This window comes from Ferrimonas aestuarii, from assembly GCF_005116665.1.
GTDB classification, from domain to species: Bacteria; Pseudomonadota; Gammaproteobacteria; order Enterobacterales; family Shewanellaceae; genus Ferrimonas; species Ferrimonas aestuarii.
Window position 1 is genome coordinate 119,947 of record NZ_SWCJ01000004.1, and the last position, 26,842, is coordinate 146,788.

The 26,842-nt window shown below is 53.0% G+C and carries 22 protein-coding genes; 5 read left to right on the plus strand and 17 right to left on the minus strand.

Annotated elements, in window-relative coordinates; genetic code table 11:
• Nucleotides 1–109 precede the first annotated feature (109 nt).
• Nucleotides 110–1,864 carry a flavocytochrome c gene (locus FCL42_RS07480; protein ID WP_169308326.1) on the plus strand — a complete coding sequence of 585 codons (1,755 nt, stop codon included), beginning with the start codon at nucleotides 110–112 and terminating at the stop codon, nucleotides 1,862–1,864.
• A gap of 76 nt (nucleotides 1,865–1,940) precedes the next feature.
• On the opposite strand, the gene nrfD is transcribed toward FCL42_RS07480, so the two are convergent.
• From nrfD to FCL42_RS07510, 6 genes are all read right to left on the minus strand, one after another.
• Nucleotides 1,941–2,888 (minus strand): NrfD/PsrC family molybdoenzyme membrane anchor subunit, encoded by a 948-nt coding sequence (gene nrfD / locus FCL42_RS07485; RefSeq protein ID WP_136862780.1) that lies wholly within the window; start codon nucleotides 2,886–2,888, stop codon nucleotides 1,941–1,943.
• Entirely contained in the window at nucleotides 2,885–3,457 is a 573-nt protein-coding gene (locus tag FCL42_RS07490) for a 4Fe-4S dicluster domain-containing protein (RefSeq protein WP_136862781.1), read from the minus strand. The genes nrfD and FCL42_RS07490 overlap by 4 nt, the downstream gene beginning before the upstream one ends.
• A 12-nt stretch (nucleotides 3,458–3,469) precedes the next feature.
• Complete coding sequence (phsA, locus tag FCL42_RS07495; protein WP_136862782.1) at nucleotides 3,470–5,749, minus strand: thiosulfate reductase PhsA; 2,280 nt, start codon at nucleotides 5,747–5,749, stop codon at nucleotides 3,470–3,472.
• Between the two features lie 313 nt (nucleotides 5,750–6,062).
• Entirely contained in the window at nucleotides 6,063–8,015 is a 1,953-nt protein-coding gene (locus tag FCL42_RS21830; RefSeq protein WP_205729239.1) for a methyl-accepting chemotaxis protein, read from the minus strand.
• A 323-nt stretch (nucleotides 8,016–8,338) separates the two neighbouring features.
• A complete protein-coding gene (locus FCL42_RS07505; RefSeq protein ID WP_136862783.1) occupies nucleotides 8,339–9,274 on the minus strand; it encodes a sodium-dependent bicarbonate transport family permease in 936 nt (311 codons plus the stop codon).
• The gene (locus FCL42_RS07510) at nucleotides 9,274–9,498 is read right to left on the minus strand and encodes a hypothetical protein (protein ID WP_136862784.1); all 225 of its coding nucleotides are present in this window, start codon (nucleotides 9,496–9,498) and stop codon (nucleotides 9,274–9,276) included. The genes FCL42_RS07505 and FCL42_RS07510 overlap by 1 nt, the downstream gene beginning before the upstream one ends.
• Before the next feature lie 128 nt (nucleotides 9,499–9,626).
• Here FCL42_RS07510 and FCL42_RS07515 point away from each other — a divergent pair, with 128 nt between their 5' ends.
• On the plus strand, nucleotides 9,627–10,556 hold the full coding sequence (locus tag FCL42_RS07515) for a LysR family transcriptional regulator (protein ID WP_136862785.1): 930 nt from the start codon (nucleotides 9,627–9,629) through the stop codon (nucleotides 10,554–10,556).
• A 75-nt stretch (nucleotides 10,557–10,631) separates the two neighbouring features.
• Here the strand turns inward: FCL42_RS07515 and FCL42_RS07520 are convergent, their stop codons facing one another.
• Together FCL42_RS07520 and FCL42_RS07525 are read right to left on the minus strand one after the other, a co-directional pair.
• Nucleotides 10,632–10,922: a DUF3144 domain-containing protein gene (locus FCL42_RS07520; protein WP_136862786.1), complete on the minus strand. Its 291-nt coding sequence runs from the start codon at nucleotides 10,920–10,922 to the stop codon at nucleotides 10,632–10,634.
• A 122-nt stretch (nucleotides 10,923–11,044) separates the two neighbouring features.
• A complete protein-coding gene (locus FCL42_RS07525; protein WP_229359807.1) occupies nucleotides 11,045–12,829 on the minus strand; it encodes a sensor histidine kinase in 1,785 nt (594 codons plus the stop codon).
• Nucleotides 12,830–12,966: 137 nt separating this feature from the next.
• Between FCL42_RS07525 and FCL42_RS07530 the strand changes: the two genes are divergently transcribed.
• Nucleotides 12,967–13,587: a response regulator transcription factor gene (locus FCL42_RS07530; RefSeq protein ID WP_136862787.1), complete on the plus strand. Its 621-nt coding sequence runs from the start codon at nucleotides 12,967–12,969 to the stop codon at nucleotides 13,585–13,587.
• Here the strand turns inward: FCL42_RS07530 and FCL42_RS07535 are convergent.
• The 6 genes from FCL42_RS07535 to FCL42_RS07560 all read right to left on the minus strand — a co-directional run bounded on the left by FCL42_RS07535 (nucleotide 13,584) and on the right by FCL42_RS07560 (nucleotide 21,257).
• Complete coding sequence (locus tag FCL42_RS07535) at nucleotides 13,584–15,437, minus strand: tetratricopeptide repeat-containing diguanylate cyclase (RefSeq protein WP_136862788.1); 1,854 nt, start codon at nucleotides 15,435–15,437, stop codon at nucleotides 13,584–13,586. The two genes, FCL42_RS07530 and FCL42_RS07535, sit on opposite strands and share 4 nt — an antisense overlap.
• A 478-nt stretch (nucleotides 15,438–15,915) precedes the next feature.
• Nucleotides 15,916–16,659, minus strand: coding sequence for a PIG-L deacetylase family protein (locus FCL42_RS07540; RefSeq protein WP_136862789.1), 744 nt, complete (start codon nucleotides 16,657–16,659; stop codon nucleotides 15,916–15,918).
• A 15-nt stretch (nucleotides 16,660–16,674) separates the two neighbouring features.
• On the minus strand, nucleotides 16,675–18,558 hold the full coding sequence (locus FCL42_RS07545) for a TonB-dependent receptor plug domain-containing protein (RefSeq protein ID WP_136862790.1): 1,884 nt from the start codon (nucleotides 18,556–18,558) through the stop codon (nucleotides 16,675–16,677).
• Nucleotides 18,555–19,340: an ABC transporter ATP-binding protein gene (locus FCL42_RS07550; protein ID WP_136862791.1), complete on the minus strand. Its 786-nt coding sequence runs from the start codon at nucleotides 19,338–19,340 to the stop codon at nucleotides 18,555–18,557. The genes FCL42_RS07545 and FCL42_RS07550 overlap by 4 nt, the downstream gene beginning before the upstream one ends.
• Nucleotides 19,333–20,316 (minus strand): FecCD family ABC transporter permease, encoded by a 984-nt coding sequence (locus tag FCL42_RS07555; protein ID WP_136862792.1) that lies wholly within the window; start codon nucleotides 20,314–20,316, stop codon nucleotides 19,333–19,335. The genes FCL42_RS07550 and FCL42_RS07555 overlap by 8 nt, the downstream gene beginning before the upstream one ends.
• A complete protein-coding gene (locus FCL42_RS07560) occupies nucleotides 20,316–21,257 on the minus strand; it encodes an ABC transporter substrate-binding protein (protein ID WP_169308327.1) in 942 nt (313 codons plus the stop codon). The genes FCL42_RS07555 and FCL42_RS07560 overlap by 1 nt, the downstream gene beginning before the upstream one ends.
• A 123-nt stretch (nucleotides 21,258–21,380) precedes the next feature.
• Here FCL42_RS07560 and nikR point away from each other — a divergent pair, with 123 nt between their 5' ends.
• Complete coding sequence (nikR, locus tag FCL42_RS07565; protein ID WP_136862794.1) at nucleotides 21,381–21,806, plus strand: nickel-responsive transcriptional regulator NikR; 426 nt, start codon at nucleotides 21,381–21,383, stop codon at nucleotides 21,804–21,806.
• 51 nt (nucleotides 21,807–21,857) lie between these two features.
• On the opposite strand, the gene metF is transcribed toward nikR, so the two are convergent.
• Genes metF through metB form a run of 3 tightly spaced genes read right to left on the minus strand, consistent with a single transcriptional unit; the run spans nucleotide 21,858 to nucleotide 26,297 of the window.
• Nucleotides 21,858–22,745, minus strand: coding sequence for a methylenetetrahydrofolate reductase (gene metF / locus FCL42_RS07570; RefSeq protein ID WP_136862795.1), 888 nt, complete (start codon nucleotides 22,743–22,745; stop codon nucleotides 21,858–21,860).
• A 24-nt stretch (nucleotides 22,746–22,769) separates the two neighbouring features.
• Nucleotides 22,770–25,139 carry a bifunctional aspartate kinase/homoserine dehydrogenase II gene (gene metL, locus FCL42_RS07575; RefSeq protein ID WP_136862796.1) on the minus strand — a complete coding sequence of 790 codons (2,370 nt, stop codon included), beginning with the start codon at nucleotides 25,137–25,139 and terminating at the stop codon, nucleotides 22,770–22,772.
• A 12-nt stretch (nucleotides 25,140–25,151) separates the two neighbouring features.
• Nucleotides 25,152–26,297 (minus strand): cystathionine gamma-synthase, encoded by a 1,146-nt coding sequence (metB, locus tag FCL42_RS07580; RefSeq protein ID WP_136862797.1) that lies wholly within the window; start codon nucleotides 26,295–26,297, stop codon nucleotides 25,152–25,154.
• Between the two features lie 180 nt (nucleotides 26,298–26,477).
• On the opposite strand from metB, the gene metJ reads away from it, so the two are divergent.
• Entirely contained in the window at nucleotides 26,478–26,795 is a 318-nt protein-coding gene (gene metJ / locus FCL42_RS07585; RefSeq protein WP_136862798.1) for a met regulon transcriptional regulator MetJ, read from the plus strand.
• The last annotated feature ends 47 nt before the right edge of the window (nucleotides 26,796–26,842 follow it).

Below are 26,842 nucleotides of genomic sequence, written 5' to 3' on the forward strand. Positions count from 1 at the left end.
ATTTACCCAGCCCTCAACACATAAGAAAAATAAAGCCACAGCCACCACTTCAACCTTCGAAAATTCTTTTTATTATGGCCTCAATCCCAATCAGTACGGAAAAGCCATTATGAAAGTTTCCAAGTTATCTTTAGTTGTTTCCGGCGCTCTATTTTTTAGCGCTGGCAGTTTCGCCCAAGGCATTGTGCCGATGCATAAAGAGTTCACCAGCTGCGATAGTTGCCACAGCCAAGATATGGTCGTTCGGGATGCTCTCGCTCAAGAGAACGCCGCTTGTGTAGACTGCCACGGTGAATATGAGGAACTGGCCACGCCAGATAGCCATGATATCGATCCCCACGATTCCCACCTAGATCTAGGTAACCTCAACTGCACCACCTGCCACTCAGGTCATCAGCAAGGCAACCTAATGTGCAACTCTTGCCATGACTTCGACATGAGCCTGCCTGGCGGCAGCAATGAGTGGCAACCGACTAAGGTCGACGTTAACCCTGAGATGGTGAAAAAAGCGATCCAAGCCGGTCCAAAAGAGCAGCACGACATTATCGTTATCGGTTCTGGCGCATCTGGTACCACAGCAGCCGTAGCGGCATCACAAGCTGGCATCGACAACATCCTCATTTTGGAGAAAGAACCACTGCCGGGCGGTAACTCAATGTTGGCAGCGGGCGGCATGGCCTCGGCGGAATCCAGCACTCAAAAAGCACTTAAGATCGGCGACACCAAAGAGGTGTGGTACAACGACATCATGAAGGGCGGCTATCAGCACAACGACAAAGCGTTGGCGCGCACTCTGGCTGAAGGCGGCGCCGAAAGCATCGACTGGTTGAAAGATCTCGGTGCCGATCTGAACTCCGTTGGCCGTCCTGGTGGTCATAGCTACGAGCGTGTTCACCGCCCAACCGGTGGCGCCAAAGCGGGTCCACACATCATGAAGACCCTAATCGCCGCAACCGAAAAAGAGCAGATTGAAATTCGCGTCAACGCACCTGCAGTGAAGCTGGTGGTAGACGATAAAGATCAGATCCAAGGGGTTGTGGTCAAAGGTAAACACCAGGGCTACTACATGGTGGGTGCGAAGAGTGTGGTTATCGCCTCCGGCGGATTTGCTGCCAACAATGACATGGTAGCCAGCTTCCGTAGCGATCTAAAAGGGGTAGCGACCACCAACAACAAGGGTAACCAAGGCGATGGCATCAAGATGGTTGAGGAGATTGGCGGCAAAGTTCGTGACGTCAAAGAGATTCAGCTGTTCCCAACCGCCGCTAAAGGCAAGATCCTGATTACCGGAACCATTCGTGGTGCAGGCGCCATCTTGCTCAATGACCAAGGTGAACGCTTCGTGGATGAACTGGGAACCCGAGACGTGGTTTCTGGCGCCATCATCGATCAAAGTAACAACCATGCTTGGATGCTCTACGATCAGGACGTGGTCAATGAACTAAGCCAGGTGAAAGGCCTAGAGATCTTGGGGCTGGTGGACATCGTCAACAGCTACCAGGAGATGGAGAAGCTAACCGGCATGCCAGCCGCTAAAGCCAAAGCGACGCTGGAGCGCTACAACCAGTTCCAGCAAACCGGTAAAGACCTCGATTTCGGTAAGAAATTCATGAAGACCGACGTTCGCTTCCCAATCTACGTGGTTGATGTGGCACCGGCCATTCACCACACCATGGGCGGCATCGCCATCAATGAAAACACCGAAGTATTCTTGAACGATGGCACTAAGATCAAAGGGCTATATGCCTCCGGAGAAGTAACCGGTGGCGTGCACGGTAAGAACCGCCTTGGCGGTAACGCCATCGCCGACACCGTAGTCTTTGGCCGCATCGCCGGCGCCGAAGCAGCAAAGCAAGCGAAGTAATCTAAATTTTCATCATCACACAAACCAAAGGCCGCCTCATAAAGGCGGCCTTTTTCGTTATGGGAAGTCGGTTTTATTAGCTGATGTACATCTGGCCGGCATAAACCACGAAGTGACGCAGCGACAACACCCCTAAGATGGTGCAGCTGGATACGGCGATCAGATAGGGCTTGGTATGCCGCCAATGATGGGGGGCAAACAAGCTGGCCAGAAGCGGCACGGCGAGCCCTAGGCCCACGACCCCAATCCAGAACACCTGAGCCCAGACGCCGTGACTAATGGCTGCCGTCGCCGCTTGAGCAGCAGGGCCGGAGAAGTTCAATCCCACAAACAGCAGCACCAGACACAGGGCTTCATTAAAGGCCACTGGGTACTCAATACGATGCACATGCTCGATGCAATCTGACTCTTTTTTACTGAAAAACAGTGTCGCCACCAAGATGTTACCCGCCGAACCCACCGACAATGCCGACGCCAAGAACAGCGCAGGCAATACTGCGGTATTGAGGATTGGGTAACTGATCATCGCCGATAACAGGAAGCCGGTGTAGACGCCCACAGCGATCGACAAAGCGAAAATCAGTTTCAGCAGTAACGGCTCCACCGCTCGGCATAATTTGGCCAAACCGGTGAGGGCGGGAAAACGCTGCAGCAATGGCTTCTCAAACACCAGCGCCGAATAGACAAACACCAGCGGGATGTAAACCAACAGCGCCAATACCCCCCAAGCCATCACCGAAGTGAAGTTGTAGTTAATCAAAATCAGATAGAACTGAAACGGCTTAGTCAAATCCAGCACCAGTAATGCCATGCCCGCACAGATGGCCGCCGGGCCGATTATGGCCGATGCCTTGATCACCGGTAAGCCCTCTACCGGCAAACCTCGGCTCTGCTTAAACCAACGTAAGCCGATGGCAACCAACATCGAACCTGCTGACAGTCCCGCCATAAACAGATAGACGGCGATGATCCAGTTCCAAACAACGGGATCGTATTGATCCATCGGTCCCCAGATATTGTTCATGCTTTGATCCCTCCCTTGTTACCAGGAATGCGGTAGATGCGTGGCTCGGTGCCAAGATGCAGTTTGTCTTGATAGTTCAGCTTGGTATTGAGTAGGTGATTCACTTCGGAATTCGGGTCATTGGCGTCACCAAACGTCAGCGCCTTGGTTGGGCAAACGCTGACGCAGGCAGGCTGTTCACCGCGAGCCAAACGAGTGCTCTTACAGAAATCGCACTTATCTGGCACTCGGGTTTCTGGGTTGATAAAGCGCACTTTGTAGGGGCACGCTGCCACACAGTACAGGCAGCCAACGCACTTCTCTTTATCAACCGAAATGATGCCATCGTCGCCCACTGCCGCTGCGCCGGTTGGGCACACTTTCACGCACGGGGCATTTTCACACTGCTGACAGGAAACTCGGTGATACTTGTAATGCAGGTTAGGAAACTGGCCGAAGGGGCCTTCAATACGCACCTGCAGTCGAGTTACCTCATCGGGAATGCCGTTTTCACTGCGGCACGCCACGTTACAGGCTTGGCAACCGATGCACTTATTTTCGTCATGCACCATCACATATCGTTTATTCATCATCGACTCCAATTACAGTTTCAGCAGCTTGACGCCTGTGGTGTGAAGGTTCATGCCGACCACCGGAGAGGTGACATGGGGAAGCAGGTTGCCACAGTGCACGCCCTTACCATGGAACTTGGCCATCTCTTTGTTCTTCGAACCAAAGCCCATGTAGGTGAACACGGTGTCTGGGCGAATGCCTGGGGTCACCTGGGCCACGCTCTCTTCCAAACCGGTGTCGTTGTAGAGACGAATGCGGTCGCCAGATTTGATGTTGAGCAGGCCTGCGGTCAGCGGGTGAATCCAGACGCTGTTCTCTGGCATCAAGCGATGCAGCATCGGCACCGCATGGCTGGCACCATTGGTGTGTACCGCCACCTTGCCCTGAATAAAGAACAGCTCATCGGCTTTCTTCAGGGTGACCTCGCGGTACTGAATCATGCCGCGACCCGGAGCCATCTGCTCCACCTTGTCGGAGTAGAGCTCAATCTTGCCACTTGGGGTCTTGAACTTGATCTGGCTGGCATAGCTGCCATCAGCATCGGCAGCCAATGCCTGAGGATGCCGCGCGCGGAACTTAGCCACCGCCTTGGTATCTCGAAGCAGCAGTGGCGTGCCATAACTGACGTAGCCATCGTTGATGATCGCTTTGTACATCTGCGGATCGTTCTTGGTCTGCAGCATGCGCAAGGTTTCAATGCTGTCCCAAGGGAAGTACTGACCCAGATCCATCGCCTGTGCCAACTCTTTCCAGATCAGCCAGCTCGGCTTGGTATCCCCAATGGTCTCAACCACTTTTTGACGCACGTAATAAGCGGGCTGCTTACCGGATTTGTCGACGAACTCCTCGTCTCGCTCCAGATAGGTGGACTCTGGCAGAATGATGTCGGCGTAGGCGGCGGTTTCACTGACGTAGATGTCACAGCAAACCACCAGCTCCATACGCTGCATCGCCTCAACCACCTTAGCGCGGTCGGTCATGGTCTGCATCGGGTTGGAGCGACTGATCACCCAGCCACGAATGGGGTAAGGCTTGGACTCCAGAGTGGCATCCAAGATGGACTGATAGATGCCGCCGGCACTCCACAACATGGAGAACTGCTTATCCACCGCATCAATACGCTGAGCCTGAATCTCCGGCATCGACTTCACTGACGCTTTTGCCAAGCTTGGAGTGGCGTGCTCACCGGCAAACTTATTGTAGGTCTTTGCCTTTTTAGCCATGTACAGGCCGCCTTTGCACTCCAAATTACCAATCAAGATGTTGACCGCGTAGATGGCTCGGCGCATGTCAAACTCTTCGGTGGTAAAGGTGGTGCGGTGCCCAAAATCGACCAAGGCATGGGGGGCCGCGGCCGCCAGTTCGTGAGCGATACGGCGAATGTCTTTGGCGCTCACATCACTGATGGTCTCCGCCCATTCCGGGGTGTAGCTTGCCACCTGTGCGGCGAACTCCTCGAAACCACTGACGTAACGCTCAACAAAGGCTTTGTCGTAAAGGCCATCGTTGATCAGCACATGACACAGTGACAGGGCGACAGTGACGTCGGTACCCGGTTTGATGGCATGCCATTCATCGGCCTTGTCGGCCACAATGGAGAAGCGAGGCTCAAACACCACCAGCTTACAGCCACCTTCGGTCTGCGCTTTCATCAACCCTCGAGTCTCGGACATATTGATGCCCTCGTAGAGGTTGTGACCAAAGTTGATTACGTACTTGCTGTTGCTCAAATCCCGCTTCAGCGAACCGCCAAACATCGCCTTCGCGGCGACCTTATAAGCCACAGGACAGGTGGTGGCATGGGTAAAGGTGTTTGGGCTACCAAAGGATTTGGCCAGATGGAACAGGTGGTTGGCAAGGGAGCCAGACTTAGAAGAGAAGGCCACACTTTCCGGGCCGTGCTGCTCTTTGATTGCCTGCATCTTGGTGGCGATGTATTGATAGGCTTCATCCCACTCAATCTCTTGCCATTTGCCTTCACCGCGCTCACCGACTCGCTTGAGGGGCTTCACCAATCGCTGGGGATCGTAAAGCTGTGAATGGCCCGCACCGCCACGAGCGCACACCGCACCGCCAAAGGACTTGGCATTGCGGTTTCCCAAGATGGACAGATTTTTGCCATCCACCACTCGAGCAGTAATGGGACAGCGGGTGGAACACATCTCACACACACTGTGGGTAAAACTGCCGAGGCCATTAAGTGGCTGCGTCTCATACGCCGCCAATGTGCCAGGAAGGATACCGGACAGCGCGCATCCCGCCGTACCCACTCCTGCCCCTTTCAAGAAGGTTCGCCGATTCAGTGTCATTTGATTTTCCCCTATGCAGCGACATGGTTGTTAAATGAATTAACACCAGTGTTAAACAAGGTGAAATCGTCGAACATTGTGGTAAACCACATTTCGAATCCGCGATGGTTTAAGAGGTGATCTCCGCCGCATTGAGCCATTTTTGGCCAGCGCATAAGCGCAGGAGTCAATTGTGGTAAACCACATTTAGCGCAATGACATCTGGCTCTAACGGGCTGCTACACGCACCATTCTGAGACACAACACAATAAAAAAACCGGCTCAATCTAGGAGCCGGCTTTGCATTCGCAGTTGCGGTGTCACGCCATTGGGCTTATCTCACCTTAAAGAAGGACAGCTCCTGATTTTGCTGCTCGGCCAGCGCGGCTAGCTCTTGCGCCGCTTTTTGGGTTTGATTGACTGCCGCCACGTTTTCGTTCACCAGATCAAAGGTGCGCGTGGTGTTCTTGGCAATGTCGTCGGTCACGCAGCTCTGCTCTTGAGAGGCCGCGGCCACCAAGGCATTCATATCGGAGATCGATTTGATCGACTCTGAAATGTCATCAAACGACGCCTTCACACTGCGTGACAGTTCAACCGACTCCTGAATCGAGCTGACGTTAGAGATCATCTTATTGTTGGCTTCTTCCGACTTGGCTTGCAGCGTCGAAATGATCTCCTGAATGTCTTTGGTGGATTGCTGAGTCTTACTGGCCAGCACACGTACCTCATCGGCGACCACCGCAAAGCCTCGGCCGTGCTCACCGGCACGAGCCGCTTCAATTGCGGCGTTCAGCGCCAGTAGGTTGGTTTGATCGGAGATGGAACTGATGACGCTAGTGACCTCACCAATATTGATGGTGCTGTTTTTTAGATCTTCAATCATGTGCGCCGTATCTTGTGCCGAGTCACTGATCATCTGCGTCAGGGCTATGGATTTCTCCAGCGCCTCGTTACCCGTGCTGACATTATCAATCGCCTTTCTGGTCTCATCTTCCGCGTACACCGCATTGGAGGAAACCTCTTTCGAGGTATTGGACAGCTCGCTAATGGCCGTTGAGATCTCCTCAATCTGCGCCAGTTCATCTTGAGTGTTCTTGGCGGTATTCTGCATCACGGCAGTAAGCTCTTCAGAAGAGGCGCTGACATTATCCGAAATTGACAACGACGACTTAATGGTCGACGACAATCGATTATTCAAAGACAGAATCGATGAGTAGATGCCGGTTTCGTTATTGGTGATATTTAGATTGCTTGATAAATTGCCGTTTGAAATATCATTAACAATAAATTCAATATCTGTTGGCTCTCCGCCAATGGGGGTGGTAATAAATTTCTTAATCCAAACCAAAACAACAATGCAGAAAGAGGCCATCAGCACAAATAATGAAACGTAGATCATCACTTTAAAGCCATTTACGTCGCTAAACGCAACCGCTTCATCCATCTGCATGCCGACAATCCAATTGTTATGCATGCCCTTGGTGTACAGCACATAACTGTTTCCATCAATAGCGAAGGCATTGGCATTATTGTTGATCGCAGTTTGCATCTCGCTCAAGCGTGGCACCTCGCCTAAACCTTTCATCGCGACACTTTCGTCGCCCACCAAGTAATGGGTCAGAAATGCTCGGTTCTCACCGATTACAAACGCTTGCTGTCCTTCTCTTTGAATCTCTTCAACTAGGTTGCTCATAAACTCCAGACTGATGTCCAAAGTAAAGACTCCCCAGAACTCTCCATCGCGCATTACCTTCTTGGCGCAGGTCACCATACTGGCATTCGAAACCGGATCGACATAGGCATCAGACCAAACACAGCTGCCATTTATGCTACTGTTTTTCGCATCGAGATACCAAGAGTCAGCCTGATAAGGGCTGCTGTCGGCAGCGTTGTATGCATTATTTAATACTACCGAGCCACCTTTTACTTCCCAGAAAATTGAATCTTTCTCTTTATTTCCTGTTAATTTGTAGGGCTCAGGCCAAATACCGCCACCAACAACAATATCCGAACGATTAATGAGTGGTTCAAACGCCTCAATAAATAATTGCCGATCAAGTGGAAGCTTCTCCAATGACTTAGCAATATTGATAACGGTTGTTTCTGGGACGGCTAATTTATTTTCAATCTTTTCGGTGATTAACTGGGCTTCATTATTTAAATCTTGTTCAACTAACGTTGTGATGAAAGGTGAGAGTTTAACCTGCAAAAAAAGCGTGATAAACAATATCACCACCAGAGTTAATGTAGAAAGGCCTACAAAAACAGAGTTTTTTAACTTCATCTAAATTTCCCTGAAAATCCCGAAAACCACAAACCAAACCTCGAATACTCTTCATCGGCTTCATTGTCCTGCTGCCGAGAAACAGTATCGCATCTAAGATGAAGTCATGAACAGATCCAGATCACAGTGTAACTCAGGACAAACGAACAAATAACTAAAAAGAGCAGATCAAAGAGAGTTCAGCCCGCTTATTTTTATCATCCTAAAAATATCGACAAATAACCGAAATCTTGGAAAACATCGTTCAATTAACAATATTCAAGATCCATTTCACAACTGTGATTCATTGAAAATGAAATGGATAATTTAACCACGTGTCTCTGTTAACCCGACATCCAGTACGACGCCAACGCCAAATACACAGGAATGCCCACCATCACATTAAATGGGAACGTAATCGCCAGAGAGGCCGTTAGGGACAAGCTTAGGTTCGCCGATGGCAGCGACACCGACAAAGCCGCAGGCACCGCGATGTAAGAGGCACTGGCACCAAGTACTGCCATCAAGGTGGTGCCACCAATAGACAAACCTAAGCCGTAACCCAGTACGCCTCCGATGCCCGCCCCCAGCAGAGGCATCACCACACCAAAACTCAACAAAAAGACGGTTTTGCCCTTTAAATCCCCCAACCTTTGAGCCGCCACTCGCCCCATCTGCAGCAGAAATAGCGCCAAGACGCCGTGAAATAACTCAAAGAACAGCGGCGCGATATTGGCAACCCGCTCTCCCGCCCACCAGCCGATAAGCAGCCCGCCAATCAATAGCAGCACACCTTGATTCAACAACAGTTCATGGGCCAGTTTGCCCACTTGAGTGTTGTTGCCGTAACTCTTGGCCAACACCAATCCCACGGCGATTGCAGGCACTTCCAGTAAAGCCACGAACAGCGGCAAATACGCTTCATAATGGATCTGCTGAGTTTCTAGAAACGCCACTCCAACGGCAAAGGTGCCCACGCTGACCGAACCATAATGGGCCGCAGTCGCCGCCGCGTCGGTACGGGACCAACCACCGACCCAGCGCAGTAACGGAAATGCCAATAACGGCAGTAGGAAACCCAATGCCAGCACTGCCAATGACTGCCAAACTAGCGCGCTGCTCACGTGCTCATTCAGCGCCATGCCCCCTTTCAGGCCGATGGCCAGCAGCAGAAACAGAATCAGGGTCTGGTACAAGCCTTTGGGGAAATCGATGCGGCTATTAACCAACACCGACACCATGCCCAACACAAAAAATGCAACCACGATATCGATCTGCATTAACGACGACCTCGAGCCGGACTGCGCATTTGGGCTGGCAACAAGGCGTGCTGACGCTGACGGGTTACCCATTGATGGCACCACCCGCCACCGCTGACGACAATCATCAGCGCCGCAACCACGGCCAGTGACCAGTTAATCAGCCCCATTTGCGCCAGTTGACTGGCCGCCAGCAACAACGCCGAGCCACTGGCCATGCCAAATAGATATTGACGAGTTTGCATCTCAGTCTCCTTACAACCTAAATCTGCTGCGGATTCTGAACTAGGCAAAATATAAATAAAAATAGATAATTTCTATCTTTTATATAGATTATTATCTATATAAAACCTGTTCAGAATGGAAACCTTGGATGCCGTCCAGATTACACGCCAAGATCGGTACCCTGCGCCAATTGGAGATCCTGCTGGCCGTTTATCGGCACCGCAGCGTCACCGAAGCCGCCGAGTCACTGCACCTGACCCAACCCACGGTATCGGCTCAGCTTAAGAAACTGACCGATGCCATCGGCATGCCAATCTACTTCCAGTTGGGCAAAACCCTACAGTTCACCGAAGCTGGAGAGCAGGTGGTCAAAAGCGCCAGAGAGGTGATGGACAGCTTTTCACGGCTGGATATGCAACTGACCAATATGCGAGGACTCACGGCGGGTACCCTGAAGCTGTCGGTGGTGACCACGGCTCAGTATTTCGCCCCACACCTGATCGCCGACTTTTGTCGTCTCTACCCTCATATCGACGTGCATTTTACTGTGGGCAACCGCCAGCAGATTGTCGATCGCATGGAGCAGGGAGAGGATGATTTCTGTATCTTCAGCCATCCACCTCAGCATGAGGGCTACCAGTTGGTGGAATTTCTCCCCAACCGTTTGGTGGCCATCGCTCCGACGAATCACCCCCTCAGCCAGCAGTCTAAGGTCTCCTGGAAGGAGTTCTGTCAGGCACCGTTTCTGATGCGCGAGCGGGGATCGGGCACTCGCCATGCCATCGAAGAGCACCTAAAACAGCGCAGCAGTCAGCCCAATGTGCGCATGACCATTGAGAGTAACGAAGCGATCAAACACTCGGTGATGTCAGGACTCGGGGTTTCCATCTTATCGGAGCACACCCTGACCTTTGGCGGCCAGTCGGGCCTGTCGGTGCTGCAAATTGACCAGTTACCCATTGTCACCAACTGGTATCTGGTGCGCATTAAAAATAAGCCAGTAACGCCCATCGCCGACGCACTGTTAACCTTCGTTAAACAGATGGATCGTCAAGCGCTGCTGGCCGACATTGAGTAACGGCAGAGACGAAAAAGCGCCGCAGTCGCGGCGCTAAAATGAGCTCGAAAGGTCAACAGACCCTAGAGTGTGGGCTTACTGCCCTTTCATGTAGGCGTCGAAATTCTCGATGTATTCGTCCATGTGATTTTCCAACGCTTTACGATATTCGTTGACGTAATACTCCATCATCTCCTGCTTACGAGCTGCCATCTGCTCGCCACTTTCACAGCCTGCCGCCCCAAACCAGGCGTTGTAACGGGCCACACCCCACATGAAAGAGGCGCTCACTTCACCGGTTTTAAGTAGCGGATCTTTGTTGTGCTCATTCGCTAGGTTGATGTGGGCATTGGCACGGTCAAAAAAGGCTTTGTTGAATTCGGACATGTATGGATCTCATTTTGAAGGTAACAGAAGTTTCAACACTAACAGTAGTGCCTTTGCGCCGCCGTTTCCGTAATGATGTTCACAAAAGCACTCGCCACCTGACTGGGTCAGCCCTTCTCTGCCTAATCCATCAGTAGCGGCAGCGAAAACTGCGCTCGACATCCTCCCGTCTCTGGGCAGTTATCGATGCGAAACTGCCCCTGATGCTGTTTGATGAGATCGCTAACAATGGCCAATCCCAGCCCCAAGCCCTGCTCCTTGGTGGTACTAAAGCTGGCGAGCATTTTGTGGGGTTCCTCCTGCAATCCTGGGCCATTATCGGTGACCGACAAGGTCACCAGCTCCTCATTAAAGCTGACTTCAATGAAGATCTGTTTCAGGGTACTTTGGGGGGATTCGGCCATGGCATCGGCACTGTTTTTTATGAGGTTGACCAGCACCTGCAACAACCCGACCTTATCGGCCATGACAAACTTCGGCTCTCCGTTGACCTTACTTTGCACGCGAATCTGATGGCGCTCCAGCTCCAGCTTCAACAGATCCAAGCTGTCGTCCACCACGTCCAACAGGTTGGTTTTCTCCAACACGGTTTCGTGACGCTTCAACAGGCCGCGAATTCGATGCACCACCGCCCCAGCGCGCTTCGACTGTTGGTTGATCTTGTCGAGCAGCGCCACCATCTCGGTATCCGGTTGAGTTTGCCCCTGAAGGCGCATCAAGCCACCTTCGCTGTAGTTATTGATGGCGGCGATCGGCTGGTTAATTTCATGGGCCAAGCCCGCGCCAATTTCTCCCACTACGGCGGCGCTGTGCAGGCGTTCCAACTGAATCGCTTTCTGCTTTAGCTCTCGCTCAGTCTGCAACAACCGATCGCTTTTTTGGCGAAATTTAAACTCGATCCAGATGTGATAAAAGGTCGCCATCAAAAACAGCGCCAACGCCGTTAACCCCCAATGCTGATTCTTCTCGATCCAATCCTGAATTGGCTGCCAGTTATTGACCTCTTTGGCTTGGTAATCGAGATTGGAAAACAGCTGTATTACCTTGAGCTGACTGATCGGTGCGGTCCAGCCTAGGGTTTCCGCGGCAATGGCGGCGGGGTCACTGGCATCCAACTCAAACAGCGCTTCGGTTACCTGCTTGGTGATGTGTGGTAGCACCTGCTCACTGGCGGCAAAGGACCAATTGGGATAGAGCTGCGTACTGACCTGACAATCGTACCCCTCAGGTCGACTGGGGTTAAGAACTCGAAAATCGTTGCGACGAACCACGCCACGTTCGACCATTTTCTCCAGAGTGCAAAACGGGGTGATGGCGGCATCAATGTTCTTGTCTCGCACCTGAAACACCAACGGCCCTAAGGGAAACCCCAGAAAACGGATCTCTTTCCAGTAGGATTCAGGATCAATACCAAATTGGCGCATGAGCCCCAGCGCCGCCTGATAGCCACCCAAAGCGTAGAAACCACTGGCAGCCACGGTTTTATCTTTCAGATCGTACAAGGTTTTTATCTTACTGTCGGCGCGCACCACAATGGCAGAGCCGATGGCATAGGTGGTGCCACGGTGTTGACGCGAGCGCATGGTCGCCAGCCACGATAACGGGAACTGGTTGGAGAGGTGCAGGTACTGGCCTGGATTACTCACAATGAACTGAATCTGCCCCGCCAGCATCGCCTGATTCAGCTCTTCAAAGCTGCCTGGGACCACACTGAAACGTGCGCCATCCACACGTTCGCTCAGATAATCCATCATCGGCTGCCAGCGGCGCTCGGCTTGCTGACCGCCCCAGTTCGCCAATACTCCAACTTTGAGCTCTGCGGCCTCCGGCTCAGCCGCAACACAGCATGCCATCGCACCCACTTGGATAATCAATGCCATTAGGAACAGGGAAAAACGGCGGCTCATAAGCGCTCCAAAAACCATCACTAGACTCAGGTTAGTTCAGTCGGTGCTAACATCGATGTGAACCACCTCAAAGTTATCCAAAGGCGATCTGGTTTATGGTGGCGGATTGGGAGTTGCTTCTAAAAGTGAGACTGAACATGCCGAATAATACGCCGCTCTATTTGGTCGATGACGACGAAGCGATTCTCGATTCATTGAGTTTTCTGCTCGGTAATTACGGCCTGAATCCGAAAGCCTTCGCTTCCGGCTCGGCGTTTTTGGACAGCGTTGATCTGCAGCTTCCCGGCTGCGTGATTCTGGACAGCAAGATGCCGCAGCTCAGTGGCCAGGAGCTGCATCAACGGCTGCAACAGCAGCAAAGCCCTCTGGCGGTGATCTTCCTAACTGGTCATGGGGATGTGCCGATGGCGGTGGATGCCTTCAAACAGGGGGCGTTCGATTTCTTCCAGAAACCCGTTCAAGGGAGCGCTCTGGCTCAGTCCATTGAAAAAGCCTTTGAGTACAGCCTTCAGCGCCACCAAGCACTGCAGCAACTGGCCCGCATCGACAGCCTGTCCGACCGTGAACGGCAACTGTTTCAGTTGGTACTTGCCGGTCACACCAACAAACAGATGGCGGAAACTCTATTTGTTTCCCTACGCACCATTGAGGTACACCGAGCCAACATGATGCGTAAATTAGACGCCACCAACGTGGCAGAGTTACTGAAGTACGCCGCCATCGTAGAGGAGTCGTCGGCGGCCCAACCAGACAGTTAACGCCCAACCCGCACCGAGCAATTGCGCCCTAGCGCTTTCGCTTGGTACAGGGCGACATCAACCTCACTCAGTAGCTTATCAATTGGCAACTCACCGCGAGATTCACCATAGCCTATGCTAGCGGTGACCTGACCAATGCCTTCTGGTTGAAGCTGTTCAATGGCATGGCGCACTCGCTCAAGCACCACTTTGCCCTGAGATGCACTGGTTTCAGGCAGTAGGATCAGAAACTCCTCCCCGCCTAAACGGCCGCAGCTGTCTTCACTGCGCATCTGGTTTGAGAGCGCATCGGCGATAAGCTTCAGTACCGCATCCCCCTGCAGATGGCCGTGGGTATCGTTGATCTTTTTGAAGTGGTCAATATCGAGCATCGCCACTACGAAAGAGCGCTGATGACGGGCACTTAATGCCGCCAGTTTAGTTAACTGCTCCATAATACTGCGGCGATTAGGAAGTTGAGTCAGGGGGTCATGATAAGCACTGTGACGCAGTTTATTTGAGAAGGAATAACTTCGAAACCACATTAAGCTCACTAAAATAGCCAAGGTAACGGCAAACCAACTTACTATTTGATTCAGTTGATTCTCAGCCTGAGTTTTATCGATAACCGCTTGGCTAACCTGATATTTATAATTAAGAATCTCGTTTTTCTTTCGCTCGAGACTTTGCTGTAACTCCAATTGGTTTTTCGCAATTTCTCGCTGCACGTCCTGCTCGAAAATCACCTGCAAATGTTCAATTTTCTTATCTTGCGCCTGAAGCGCCATCTCTAACATGCCTAGGTGACGATACACATCAGCAAGAACGTTATAGATACGGCTCAAGCCGATGTGACTATTGGATTGGCGGTAGTGAGACTCGGCTTCCAGAGCCTCGGTGAGCGCTGGTTGGTACTGATGCAATTGAGTCAACCAAGTTGCTCGCTTTAGGTGGACGGTCGCACAGCCATCCACCTCTTTCAATCGATGAAAAGTCGCCGCCACCTTGTCCAAAGTTGATATCGCTAACTGATACTTCCCCTGATGAGCAAACGCTGTGGCAATGGCGATTTTGGCGTAACCTACGCCCGCGGCATCCCCCAATTCAATGGCGATTCGTTTTGACTCTGACGCTAAGCCAATGGCCTTATCAAAATCATCTTGATCAATGCTCACGCTGGCCAGATTGTTCAGCACCGTCAGTTCAGAAAGTCGGTCTTTGTGCTCTCGGGCCAGCAGCAGCGCTTGCTGATAGTTCTCCGACGCTAACGCCATGTTACCAATGTACTTGTAGGTATTGGCCATCGCATTGTAGATGTGCAGCTCATGATGGAGATCGGTCACGCCGCTGCGCTCATACAAGCTCAGCCCTGAATTCAGATTCTCTAGGGCATCCACATACAGCCCTTGGTAAGACTGAATACTCGACAAGGCCACCAACACCATCGACATACCGTAAGGGTTGGCCTCACCATCAACCGCTTTATGAAGCTGCTTAAGGAGCTTAATGGCGCGTTCGTTATGCCCTAAGCGATCAACGGCTGAGGCATAACAGGCACCAAGAGCCAATTGATGGTGGGGAAATCGCGCTAACTCGTCCTCATACTGACGATAGAGCTGTTGGACATCAGCATAGCGATTTAGGCCCAATAGGGCAGTACACCGATATTCTGAAATTTGAAGCCGTTGCTGACGGTTATCCGTGTCCTTTAGGTAGCGGGTACTTAAGAGAAGCGCGGTGGTTCGATTCGTGGTGGATAACCGTTTCAGGGCAACCAGCTTATCTGGAGCAATTGCTCTTACTGGAGCAAACAACGAGCCTATCAAGAGCGCGGTTAGCAGCCATTTCAAGGTTGTCGTCGAATGCGTCATAGAGAGATTGATCTCACTCTTTTGTAATCAGAGGTGCAGTAGCCGCCCAAAATTAACAAACGCCATCGTCTGTGTAATTTCCCAATAACTCAGCTCACTTTATGATCACACACCAACCCTGAAATGCAAAAAATTCTCACTATCAATGAGAAAACTTGTGAGGTAAATTGAAAAGTTAAATATAACAGTGAGCAATTAACTTTAATTTAACGGAAGTCAGGTTAAACAGATTAATTAAATGAAGTAAGGAAATTAATGAGGATAAATTCAGCTGGAGGTGATATTCAAAAATGAGAAAGGAAATATTGAACGGCGAATGAAAACATTTGTCACCATTGATAACGAAATTACATTCTAATAAAACTAATAAATCACAATAAACAAGATGAATACACCTCAATGTTGAATTTCAATCGTCAAAAATAAAGCGACCCGCCATCGGTCATGGATGGCCGCTTCAGTCATCACAGGGGCAAGGCTATGGAATCAACCGCTCCAGCTCCATCAGCCCCTGACGACGGTAGGGCTCAGCCAACGCGAAGCGGCTGTGACTACCTAAGCCACTGTGAAGATACAGCGCGCGATCCATCGCTCGCTGAACCTCACGCCCTCGCTGAGTTGGCGTCAATTCAGCAAACTGTGGGTGGATAGCCTGCTGCTCTTGAACACTCAATCGCTCACTAAAATGGTGACCAGAGAAGGTCATCTGAGCCGATAGACAATCCATCGCACGCTCCTTTTTCTCCCACACCGAGGCCAACGAAATGGTGCAATTTGGCGTTTGTGGACTCATGTAGTACACGGTGGCAACGGGATGTGGTTCAAGTTCGGGCATCTCCTCAAGCCCATAGTCACGACCGGCCAGCGCAATGGCTTCCAGCAGCAATAGCATCGCCGGACGACGATCCGGATCCAGATCCTCATAGCTGTGCTCAGGATCTTGAGTGATGATGATGTCTGGCTTGGTTTCCCGAATAACCCTGACCAATGCCAACTTGTATTCGCGGCGCAGGTCGATGTCGCCTCGCTCAAACTCATTAAAGTAGACCTTTTCCACCCCAAGCACCTGAGCGGCAGCCTGCAGCTCAGTCTGCATCTGTGATTTGGCCAACATGATGGAAGCAAAGGAGCGGCCGCCAGCTTCGGCGTTCAGCGCCAGTGCACCGCCACACTCCACCATCTCCATTCCATACACGCCCAAAAACAGCATCCGATGACTCATAATTATCTCCAATGTTTAAAACTGATAGCGGTAGGAAACTTGCAAATTACGCGGCAAGCCCAAGGTAGGAATCGGCTGTCGATGCCCTTCAGGAGCGGTAGAGCCTGGGTTAAATACACTGACTTTGGCATCCACATCGAGGGCATTTTCTAGGCGCAGGCTGAACTTATGCTGATGCCACTGATAGCTGGTGGATAGGTGCCATAACCAGTAGTCACCCACCTCAACGCCCTTGTCGGTGAACTTGCCGGTATATTGTCCCTGTATGCCCCAACGCCAGTGGCGGGTGACCTGCTGATCAAGGTCGAACTGACCCAACCATTGAGGCACCCCCGCCAGTTGCGACTGCCCCTTCTCTCGACTGTCCGCATAGGTAACTGCGCCGCTCACCTGCCACTGCTCCCCTTGCCAACTGCCGATCAGTTCAGCCCCTTGGGTCTCCACCTCTTTGTCGAGGTTGACGTAGCGATTGCCATCGATGCCGATCAGGTCTTCCACTTGACGCCAAAACAGCTGCGGCTCCCACTGCCAATCACCCACGCTCCACAGCAGGCCTAAGTTGGCACTCAAGCTCTGTTCCGGCTCAAGGTCTGGGTTACCAATGAGGCCCCCTTCCCGCTCTACCGAATACAGCTCCTCGGCACTAGGCAGACGAAAGCCGCTGCCAAACGACGCATTGATGCTGAGTTGCGACACCCACTGATGCTGACCACTGACGCTCCAGTTAAGGCTGTCTCCGGCATCGGAAACGTCGCTGTAACGCAGGCCAAATGCCAACTGGGTGTCATCAAATTCAGGGCGATATTGGGCAAACAGCGACTGCACCGATTCAGTTTCGCTGACAAAATCCATCACCTCATCTTCACCACTGTAGCGCTGCAGCTCGGCGCCAATTAACCAATCTTGCAGCGGGCCGGATTGGTATTGAGCGATGGCTTTCACGCCATAATCTTCAAAACCCCAATAGCTGTCGTCATCCATCACAATGATCTGGCCATCTTCGGTCTGATCCGTGCGGCTGTAATAACTGTCCCAGCCGTGGTAGTACCCCTTGAGCTGCAGCTTCCAGTTGTCAGACAGCGGGCGCTGATAATCCAGGGTGTAGATCTGCTCTTCTCGATCGTTGTTACTGTCGATAGTGGCATAGGGGCGCAGCCGCTCCAAATCCCCTTGATTCCACTGAGCCAACAGCGTCAGTTGCTGATCACCACTGCCAAGCCAGCGCAGCTTACCGCCGATGTTGGCCACCTTATAACCTCGCTCTACATCATCGGCTGCGGTCCAGTGGATCTGCTCATCTTTCCACAATTGATAGCCGTCGCTGTCGGCATAGGAGCCCGCTAAAATCCAGTCCACCTCTCCGACACTGCCACTGACCACGCCATCCACGCTGTGGCTGTTTAGAGTATCGCCTCCCAGACCCACTTCGCCCTGTCCCTCGCCCATGGACTCTCGAGTCACGATGTTGATGACTCCTGCGATGGCACTGCTGCCATACACAATGCCCTGGCTGCCTTTAAGCACCTCAATACGCTCAATGATGTTGGGATTGAGGCTGTCCAAATAGATGCCACCATAGAGGCGGTTATTAAGCCGATTACCATCCAACAGCCACAGGATGTCCTGCTTACGGGAGCCCTGAAGTGAGTAGTAGCTGCCGTCATAACGGCCATTGCGACCTGAGGCAAACAGTCCAGGTACCATCTGCGCTAAGATGGCATTGATGTCAGCCTGACCAAACTGAGCAATCTGCTCTCGTTCAATCACCACCAAGCTGTGGCCAAGATCGGCCTGATCCAAGCTGAGATTTTGCTCCAAAGTCCGGTGATTCACCTGAATCACTTCGTCCACTGGGGTGGCGCTGGCTGCCAACGCCGCCAACAGCATCATGCTGCTCATTCAATATCCTTAGTTGGGGCGAGCCCCATCACTGTTACTTGCACACATCCGTGGGGGCCCAGACTGATGTGGGCATCCACACCAAAAACCTGAGCCAAATGATCACGGGTTAAAACCTGTTCTGGAGTGCCGCAGGCCACCACACGTCCCGGAGCCATAAGCAGCAATTGATCGCAGTATTGCGCCGCCAAATTGATGTCGTGGAAGCTGGCGATCGTCGTCAACGGTTGCTGGCGTAAATTGCCTAGCAACTGATGCAGATGAAAAATATCGAGATGATTGGCGGGCTCGTCGAGCAGCAGCAGTTGGGTATCTTGAAACAGCGCCTGTGCCATCATGGTTCGCTGTAGTTGGCCCCCAGACAGGCACTCCAGAGGTCGCCCCGCCAATGGGGTCAACTGACATTGCGCCAATACGCGCTGCAAACGCGCGTAATCCAAACGCCGGGCCGGAGCGTTACCCAGCGCCACCACCTGCTCTACGGTCAGTCCCCCACAGGGACCGTTGTGTTGCACCATGATTGCGAGGTGCTCAGCACGCTGTCTGGCGCTCAAAGTAAGTAAGGACTTACACCGCCATTGAAGCTGCCCTGTTGCAGCCGGAAGTAGCCCGGCCAGCGTCTTCAATAGCGTGGTTTTGCCACAACCATTAGGGCCCAAGATGCCAAGCCATTGCCCTTGAGGCAGGCGCAAATTCAAGGGCGTCGCCAGGTGGATGCCATTGGCCGCCAGTTGTAGCCCATCGATCATCAAGGGGCTGTGGTCGTTATGCCCCTTACCCATGAGCTTGCCTGCGAATCAGAGAAAGCAGCAAAGGCGCCGTCAATAAGGCCAGCGGCACCGACAAGGGCAATTCTGTGGGGGCCAGTAGCCAACGACACAGCAGATCCACCGCCACACACAACGTGCCACCAACCAGCGCCGCCAGTGGCAGCAACAGACGGTGACTGCCACCAATCGCCAGACGACACAGATGGGGCACCAGCAAGCCAAGAAAACCCACCACCCCAGCGGCGGCCACCGACAATGCCGTTAATAGCAAGATAGCGACCGCTAACTGCCAACGAACCGCCACCAAATTCAGACCTAGAGACTGGGCTTTGTCTTCCCCAAGGAGCAGTCGATCCCATTGATGGCTATAACAAAACAGAAATGGCAGCAGCACCGTCAGAGCAATAACCAACGGCAAGAGATCCCACCACTGCGCCCCAACTAAGGACCCCATCAGCCAGCGCAGTATCTGACTCAATGCCCGCTCGTCACCCAATAGCATCATCAATGTCGTCAGGGCAGCACCCATGGCACTGATGGTGACACCACATAATACGAGCGCCATGGGTGCGAGTCTCAGCCCCCGTTGGTGGGCACTGACCATCACCAACAAAAAGGCCACCACCGCTCCCACGATGGCCAACAGCCATTGGGGTAGCGCCAATCCTAGGGTAATTCCAGTTACCGCCAGCAGCGACGCCCCATTAGCGACCCCCAAAAGATAGGGGTCCGCAAGGGGATTACGCACTAAGGTTTGGCTTAATACTCCAGCCACCGCCAGTGCCGCTCCGACCAACAGTGCCAACAACACCCGAGGCAAACGCATGTCATAAATGATGGTTTGCGCCAATGGCTGCTCTCCCGTTCGGCGCAGCCCCTGCCACAAGGCCTCCATGGAAAGGCTTAAAGGCCCCCAGGCCACACTGAGCGTCATTAAGGCCACCAGCAACAACAGTAAGGCCACAGTCACGCTACCCAAACGCCACATCAGAGTTTGACCTCGAGAAAGCGCTTATGGGCTAAAGCCATGCCATCAATAAGCCGTACACCGGCAACGGTTTCAGAAAAGCCGATGGGGACGAGTTGATTGCTTTTGACCGCCTGCAGTTGACGGCCGAAGGGCGAGCTGTGCAGATGTTGCTGCTTCTGGGCAAAGGAGGACCAGTTTGAGTCCACCATCAAAATCAGATCCGGTTGCTTGGCCAGCACCGCCTCCCACGACAAATGCCCCCAGTGTTTCGGTAACTCTTTGGCGACATTAATGCCGCCAGCGCGCTCAATAAGCAGATTCCCCGCTCCACAGCAGCCGGCCACATAAGGCAGTTCATACTCCCGCAGCCACAATAAAACTCGAGGCTTACGCTGATTCGCAGGCCAATCAAGCTGACGCAGGCGTTGCTGCTGCGCCTGCTGCCAGCGGCGAGCTTGTGACTGTCGCCCTAACAGTTGCCCCAGATGCATCACATCAGCAAACACCCCCTCTAGGCTCACCTCGGCCTGAGGACAACTGGACTCGAACAGGTAGCTGGGCACCCCATACTTCTGCCATCGAGTTCTTGGGCCGATCCCCCAGTCGCTAAAAGCACTGCTAAATCCAGCCACCAGCAGATCTGGTTGTAACCCCAATAAGGTTTCCGGGTTTGGGTACTCGTCAGCAAGCCGGGGAATCGCATTAAACCGAGCCAACCACCGACTGGGGGGCCGGTCATCCTGATAGGCGGTGCCGATAAGCTGTTTATCAGCCCCCAAGGCCAAGATCGCTTCTGCAGCGTGTTGATTCAGTGCCACAACCCGCTGTGCTGGGGCCTCTACGGGCACCGAAATCCCGCAGTTGTCGATGTGCTGCGCCTGAACTGCAGGCCAAAAGAGAGCCAGCAGCAAGGCAAAACCTCTCACCCAAGCCACTGACCATTTTGAAGAAAACGTCACAAAACCCACTCCCTTATCGCGATATTACGATCATAAAAAACTTCATAAATTGATTTATGGATCCAGATCACGAACAATAAGAAGGATTTCAAATTTGTAATACTTTTCTGGAGTAACGGACTGATGACCACCGAACGGATCACCGTCTCCCTCGACAGCGCCCTATTGGCGGACTTCGATCTGATGGCAGAGCAAGGCAGCTATCGCAACCGCAGTGAGCTGTTTCGAGACATGGTAAGAGAGCGACGAGCCGACAATCTGATTCAAGCTCAGCCGGAGATGGCCTGCATGGCCAACCTCAGCTATGTCTTCGACACTCGCAAGCGCACCCTAATGACCCGGTTAATGGAGAATCTGCATCAGCACCATCAGATCGTCCGCGCCACTCAAGTTGTGTGTTTGGACGACCACTTTAGAATGGAGAGCGTGGTGTTAACGGGTGCTGCGGAGGCCTTGCAGGAGTTTGCCAACCTGCAACTCAGCGAAAGTGGCGTCATGAATGGCTGCCTGCATCTGGTACCGATGATGGGCGGTTTCAGCGACAGCTAGATACAAACAAGGCAGCCTGAAGGCTGCCTTGTTTTTTCAGTTCTGTCCCCACTAACAGCTTGGCCGCACGCCCAATGCATGACAGATGGCGTAGCTTAGTTCTGCTCGGTTCAATGTGTAGAAATGAAACTCCTGCACGCCCTCTTTGGCCAGTACCTTAGTCATCTCAATGGCCACATTGGCTCCCACCAATTTTCGAGTGGCCGGATCGTCATCTAAGCCATCAAACATATGATGCAGCCAGTTGGGCACGTGCACCTTGGCAAAATCAGAGAACTTCAGCAGCTGACGGTAGTTGGTTACCGGCAGGATGCCCGGAACGATCTCGGCATCGATCCCCGCCGCCGCACAGCGATCGCGAAAACGCAGGTAGGCTTCGATATCAAAGAAAAACTGGGTGATGGCTCGATTGGCACCGGCATCGATCTTGCGCTTTAAGTTAATCAGATCCGCCTGCGGACTGCTGGCTTCCGGATGCACTTCAGGGTAGGCCGCCACCGAAATCTCAAAGTCATGCTCCTGTTTCAGCAGTGCCACCAGATCCGAAGCATAACGGTCGGGACGCCCCTGCCCCTCAGGCAAGTCGCCACGCAAGGCCACAATGTGTCGCACCCCTTGCTGCCAGTAGTTACGAGCCAACTGACGCAGCTCCTCCTCACTGGCATCCACCACAGTTAGGTGCGGCGCAGCCACCAAATTGGTGTCCTTGTGGATCTTTTCAATCACCTTATGGGTACGGTCACGCACGCCGGAATTGGCCCCATAGGTCACCGATACGAATCGCGGATTGAGCGGTTGCAGTCGCTCCACCGATTGCCACAGGGTTTTCTCCATCTCTTCGGAAGATGGTGGAAAAAACTCGAACGACACCTGAATGTCTTTTAGATGGCTCAGACGCTCATTTAAGGCTTCAAGCTGCTGCGCGTGATGAAATCCCATGTGGTCTACTCCTTGATAAAACCGTTAATGCAATAAACGTCGACAGATGGCCACAAAGTCCGATTGAACCGCGGCGGCGGTAACCGCTCTGCCAGCGCCAGGACCTTGGATAACCAAGCCATTGGGGTAATGTTCACTGACAAACAGAAACTGATTGTCTCCTGCTGGTAAGGTGGCAAAAGGGTGAGTTGCCTCCACATTCTCCAGCCCGACCCGCGCCGAAATCTTGCCATCGCCAATACGCAAACTGGCGGCATACCGCAGCACTTTGCCCTGAGCATGGGCCTCAGCGCTGGCCTTAGCCATCGGTGTATCCAGCTCACCAATGCGAGCCATAAACTGATCCAACGGCAACTGAGCCAGCGCCTCTGGCACCAACGATTCCAGCTCGATCTGATCCAGCTCTAGAGATACGCCTAGCTCGCGAGCCAAGATAAGCAATTTACGCTGCATGTCTCGGCCAGACAGGTCGTCTCTGGGATCCGGCTCGGTCAGCCCTTCCGCTTTGGCGTTGATCACCAGTTCGGAGAACGGCTGACCTTGATCGTAGTGGGCAAACAGCCAACTCAAGGTGCCGGAAAACACGCCGGAAACCGAGCTGATCTCATCGCCACTGCGTCCCAAATCATCGATGCTGTAGAACACTGGCAGACCGGCGCCGACGGAGGCGTTATAACGCCAGTAACGGTGGCAATGCTCTAACTGATGTTGCAGCTCATTGAAAAAGTGCTGAGGACCACTGCCCGCCTGTTTGTTGGCGCTGACCACATGAAGTCCAGCGGCCACCACTTCAGGGTAGTTCAGCCCCAAACTGGCACTGGCGGTGATGTCCAAAAGCACCAACTCGTCCAGATCCAATGCCTGAACCGGTGCTAACCACTCCAGTCCCTGATAATCCTGAGCTTGCTGGGCAAAGCCGGTCTGCCAACGACGGGCATCGATGCCCTCTGGAGCCAGCCAATATTGACGACTACCAAGAATGGCCACCAACCTAAGCTCCGCTTCCAGTTCTTGATTCAGCGCCTGCTGCTGCTTGGCAAACAACTCTAGCCACGCCTCACCGATGTTGCCTTTGCCAGCTAACACCACGCCGATGCGCTTACGCGGCCCCGCCAGACGGCGGTGCACCGATTCCACCAACGCCGTCACTTGAGCCACTGGAACTAGAGTAACTAAGGCGCAGGGGTGGCGATAGCAACTCAACGCGCTGCGGCTTAATAAGCGGGAAAACGCCCCTTGAATGCGATCCGCATGCTGACTTACCAGCCCCACCAGCCCATATCGCTCATCGCATCGTCCTTGAGTTAGCCCCAGTTGCTGCGCCTGCTGATCTAAGGTTTCCCCCAACTGACGGCTCTGCTCACAGGTCAGTGCCAGAGCCACCAACTGAGGGTAGACCGCCAGTGGCGTAATGCCCTGCTGTACCAGCCAAGCTTCAAGATGCGCAATTGCGCTGTGCTCACCACTCCAGCTGTGCAATGCCACTTGACGTAAGCTGGTGACCACCGGCTCCGTCTGCTCACAGCCACTGGCCAGGATCTGAGTGTACTCACTGTTTGGGGTGTAACTGGAACGTACGTTGAGTGCCATTGATAGCTGCGACAACGGCTGTAAGGTTCGGCTATGCAGTACCGGAGAGCCCAGTTTAGCCAGTTGATCCGCTTCTGCTAGGCTCAACTTTGTTTGCAGCCGCGCGTCCGCCAGCAGGTTAGGGTCGGCATTGTAGATGCCCGCCACGTCGGTCCAGATATTCACTTCCGAAACTTCGGCCAGTGCCCCAATTAAGGTGGCGCTGTAGTCGGAACCATTACGCCCCAGCAAACGGGTATTGCCTTCAACATCGGCGCCAAAATAGCCCGTGATCACCAACCTGGATTCAGGGTGGGCAGCGAGGATCTGATGCAGCTGTTCACTTGAGACAGACCAGTCTGCTTGAGGCTGCACCTCGCCCTCTAAGCGCAGAAAGCGGCGCGAGTCCACCGGCAGTGCCGTGGCTCCTTGCTGCTGAAGCAGCGCGGCTAACAGTCGCGCCGACCACAGCTCTCCATAAGCCTGAATGTCAGCACAGGCAATCTGAGCCTCACTCAACATCCCGTCAATCTGAACCGCATCCACACTGAGCTGAGCCAACAGCTCTGTACCCTGTAACCCCAGAGTGCTGTCAATGAGTTGCTGCTGAAACTCAAGCAGTGATGCCAAGGAGGTTTGCCAATCTTCACCCTGTTGAGCTTGGGTAACCAAGGCCAACAAGGCATTGGTGGTTCGGCCAGCGGCGGACACCACCACCAGATCGCCTAAGGTGCCTTGGGTCTGGATAATGTGAGCAACTCGGTGGTAACACTCAGCATTGGCCAAGCTGGAACCACCAAATTTGTGCAGCTGTCGTTGGGTCACGGCCATTCCCTCTTAACCTAGCGCCTGAGCCAGATCCGCCACCAGATCCTGACTGTCTTCAATGCCAACAGACAGGCGAATCAAAGTGTCACCAATGCCCGCCGCCTGACGTGCTTCGGGATCCATGGCGGCGTGAGTCATGGTTGCTGGGTGTGCCACAAGGCTCTCTACCCCACCGAGGCTTTCCGCAAGGGAGAACAGTTCGAGGCGAGATAGGAAAGCGCGCACTTCCGCTTCACCGCCCTTAAGCTCAAAGCTCAACATCGCTCCAAAACCCTGCTGCTGACGTTTAGCCAGTTCATGATTTGGATGGCTCTTAAGCCCTGGGTAGTTCACTTTCGCCACCGCAGGATGACCATCAAGTAGCTCAACGACGGCTTGCGCGTTGGCCTCATGCTGCTTCATCCGCAGTGGTAACGTGCGCAGGCCACGCAGAGTCAGGAAGGAATCAAACGGCGCTCCAGTAATGCCTAAGCAGTTACCCCACCACGCCAGCTTTTCTGCCAACTGTGGATCTTTAGCCACCACCGCGCCACCAACGACATCGGAGTGGCCATTAATGTACTTGGTGGTGGAGTGCACCACGATGTCGGCGCCCAGCGCCAAGGGTTGTTGCAGCACCGGTGATAGGAAAGTGTTGTCTGCGACCACGATGGCCCCCTGCGCCTTGGCCTTTTCGGCGATGGCAGCAACGTCCACTAAACGCAGCAACGGGTTGCTCGGAGTTTCCAACCACACTAACGTCGGCTTCAACGCCAGCGCTTCCTCTAATGCTTGTTCATCCCCTTGATCCACTACCGACAGCTCAAAGGCACCCTTAGCGGCCAAATTGGTGAACAGACGGTAACTGCCACCATAACAGTCGTGAGGCACCAGCAGACGATCCCCTGGGTTTAATAAGCTTACCGCCAACGTCACCGCCGACATCCCAGTGGCGGTGATCACCGCATCGGCGCCCCCTTCCAATTTGGCGATGGCTGACGCCAGCGTATCTCGAGTGGGGTTACCGGAACGGGTGTAATCGTATTTGCGGGGTTCATTGAAGTCGGCAAAGGTGTAATTGCTCGACAGGTAGATAGGTGGAACCACAGCGCCGTGGGCGGTGTCGGTGTCGATGCCTTCACGGGCAACTAGGGTGGCAGGCTGTAGGGGTTTCATCCGTGGCTCCTGATTATTCTGTGATCGCAAGAAGTCTAGACGTCCAAAGCTAATGGATCTTAATCTGGGCGTCAAGGCGTTTAGACGTCTAAACGTATAAAAGTTAAGATGTCGATTATTTGACTCGGCGGAATGAATCATTAAAATTTGCGCGTACACAGTAACTAAAAGGCAAAACGAATGAGCACTGAGTGGGATGGCGAGTACATCAGCCCCTATGCCGAACATGGCAAAAAGAGCGAGCAGGTTAAGAAAATTACCGTTTCCATTCCGCTGGGGGTATTGAAGCTGTTGACCGATGAGCGCACTCGTCGTCAGGTGAACAACTTGCGCCATGCCACCAACAGTGAACTGCTGTGCGAAGCGTTTTTGCACGCCTTTAACGGCCAACCTCTGCCGGTGGATGAAGATCTAAGAAAGGATCGCCCCGACACCATCCCTGCCGCTGCCAAAGCACAGATGCAGGAACTGGGCATCACCTGGGAAGACTTAGACTAAGCATAAGTGTTGTCCAGATAGAAAACTTCAAAAGGGATGCCGCTTGG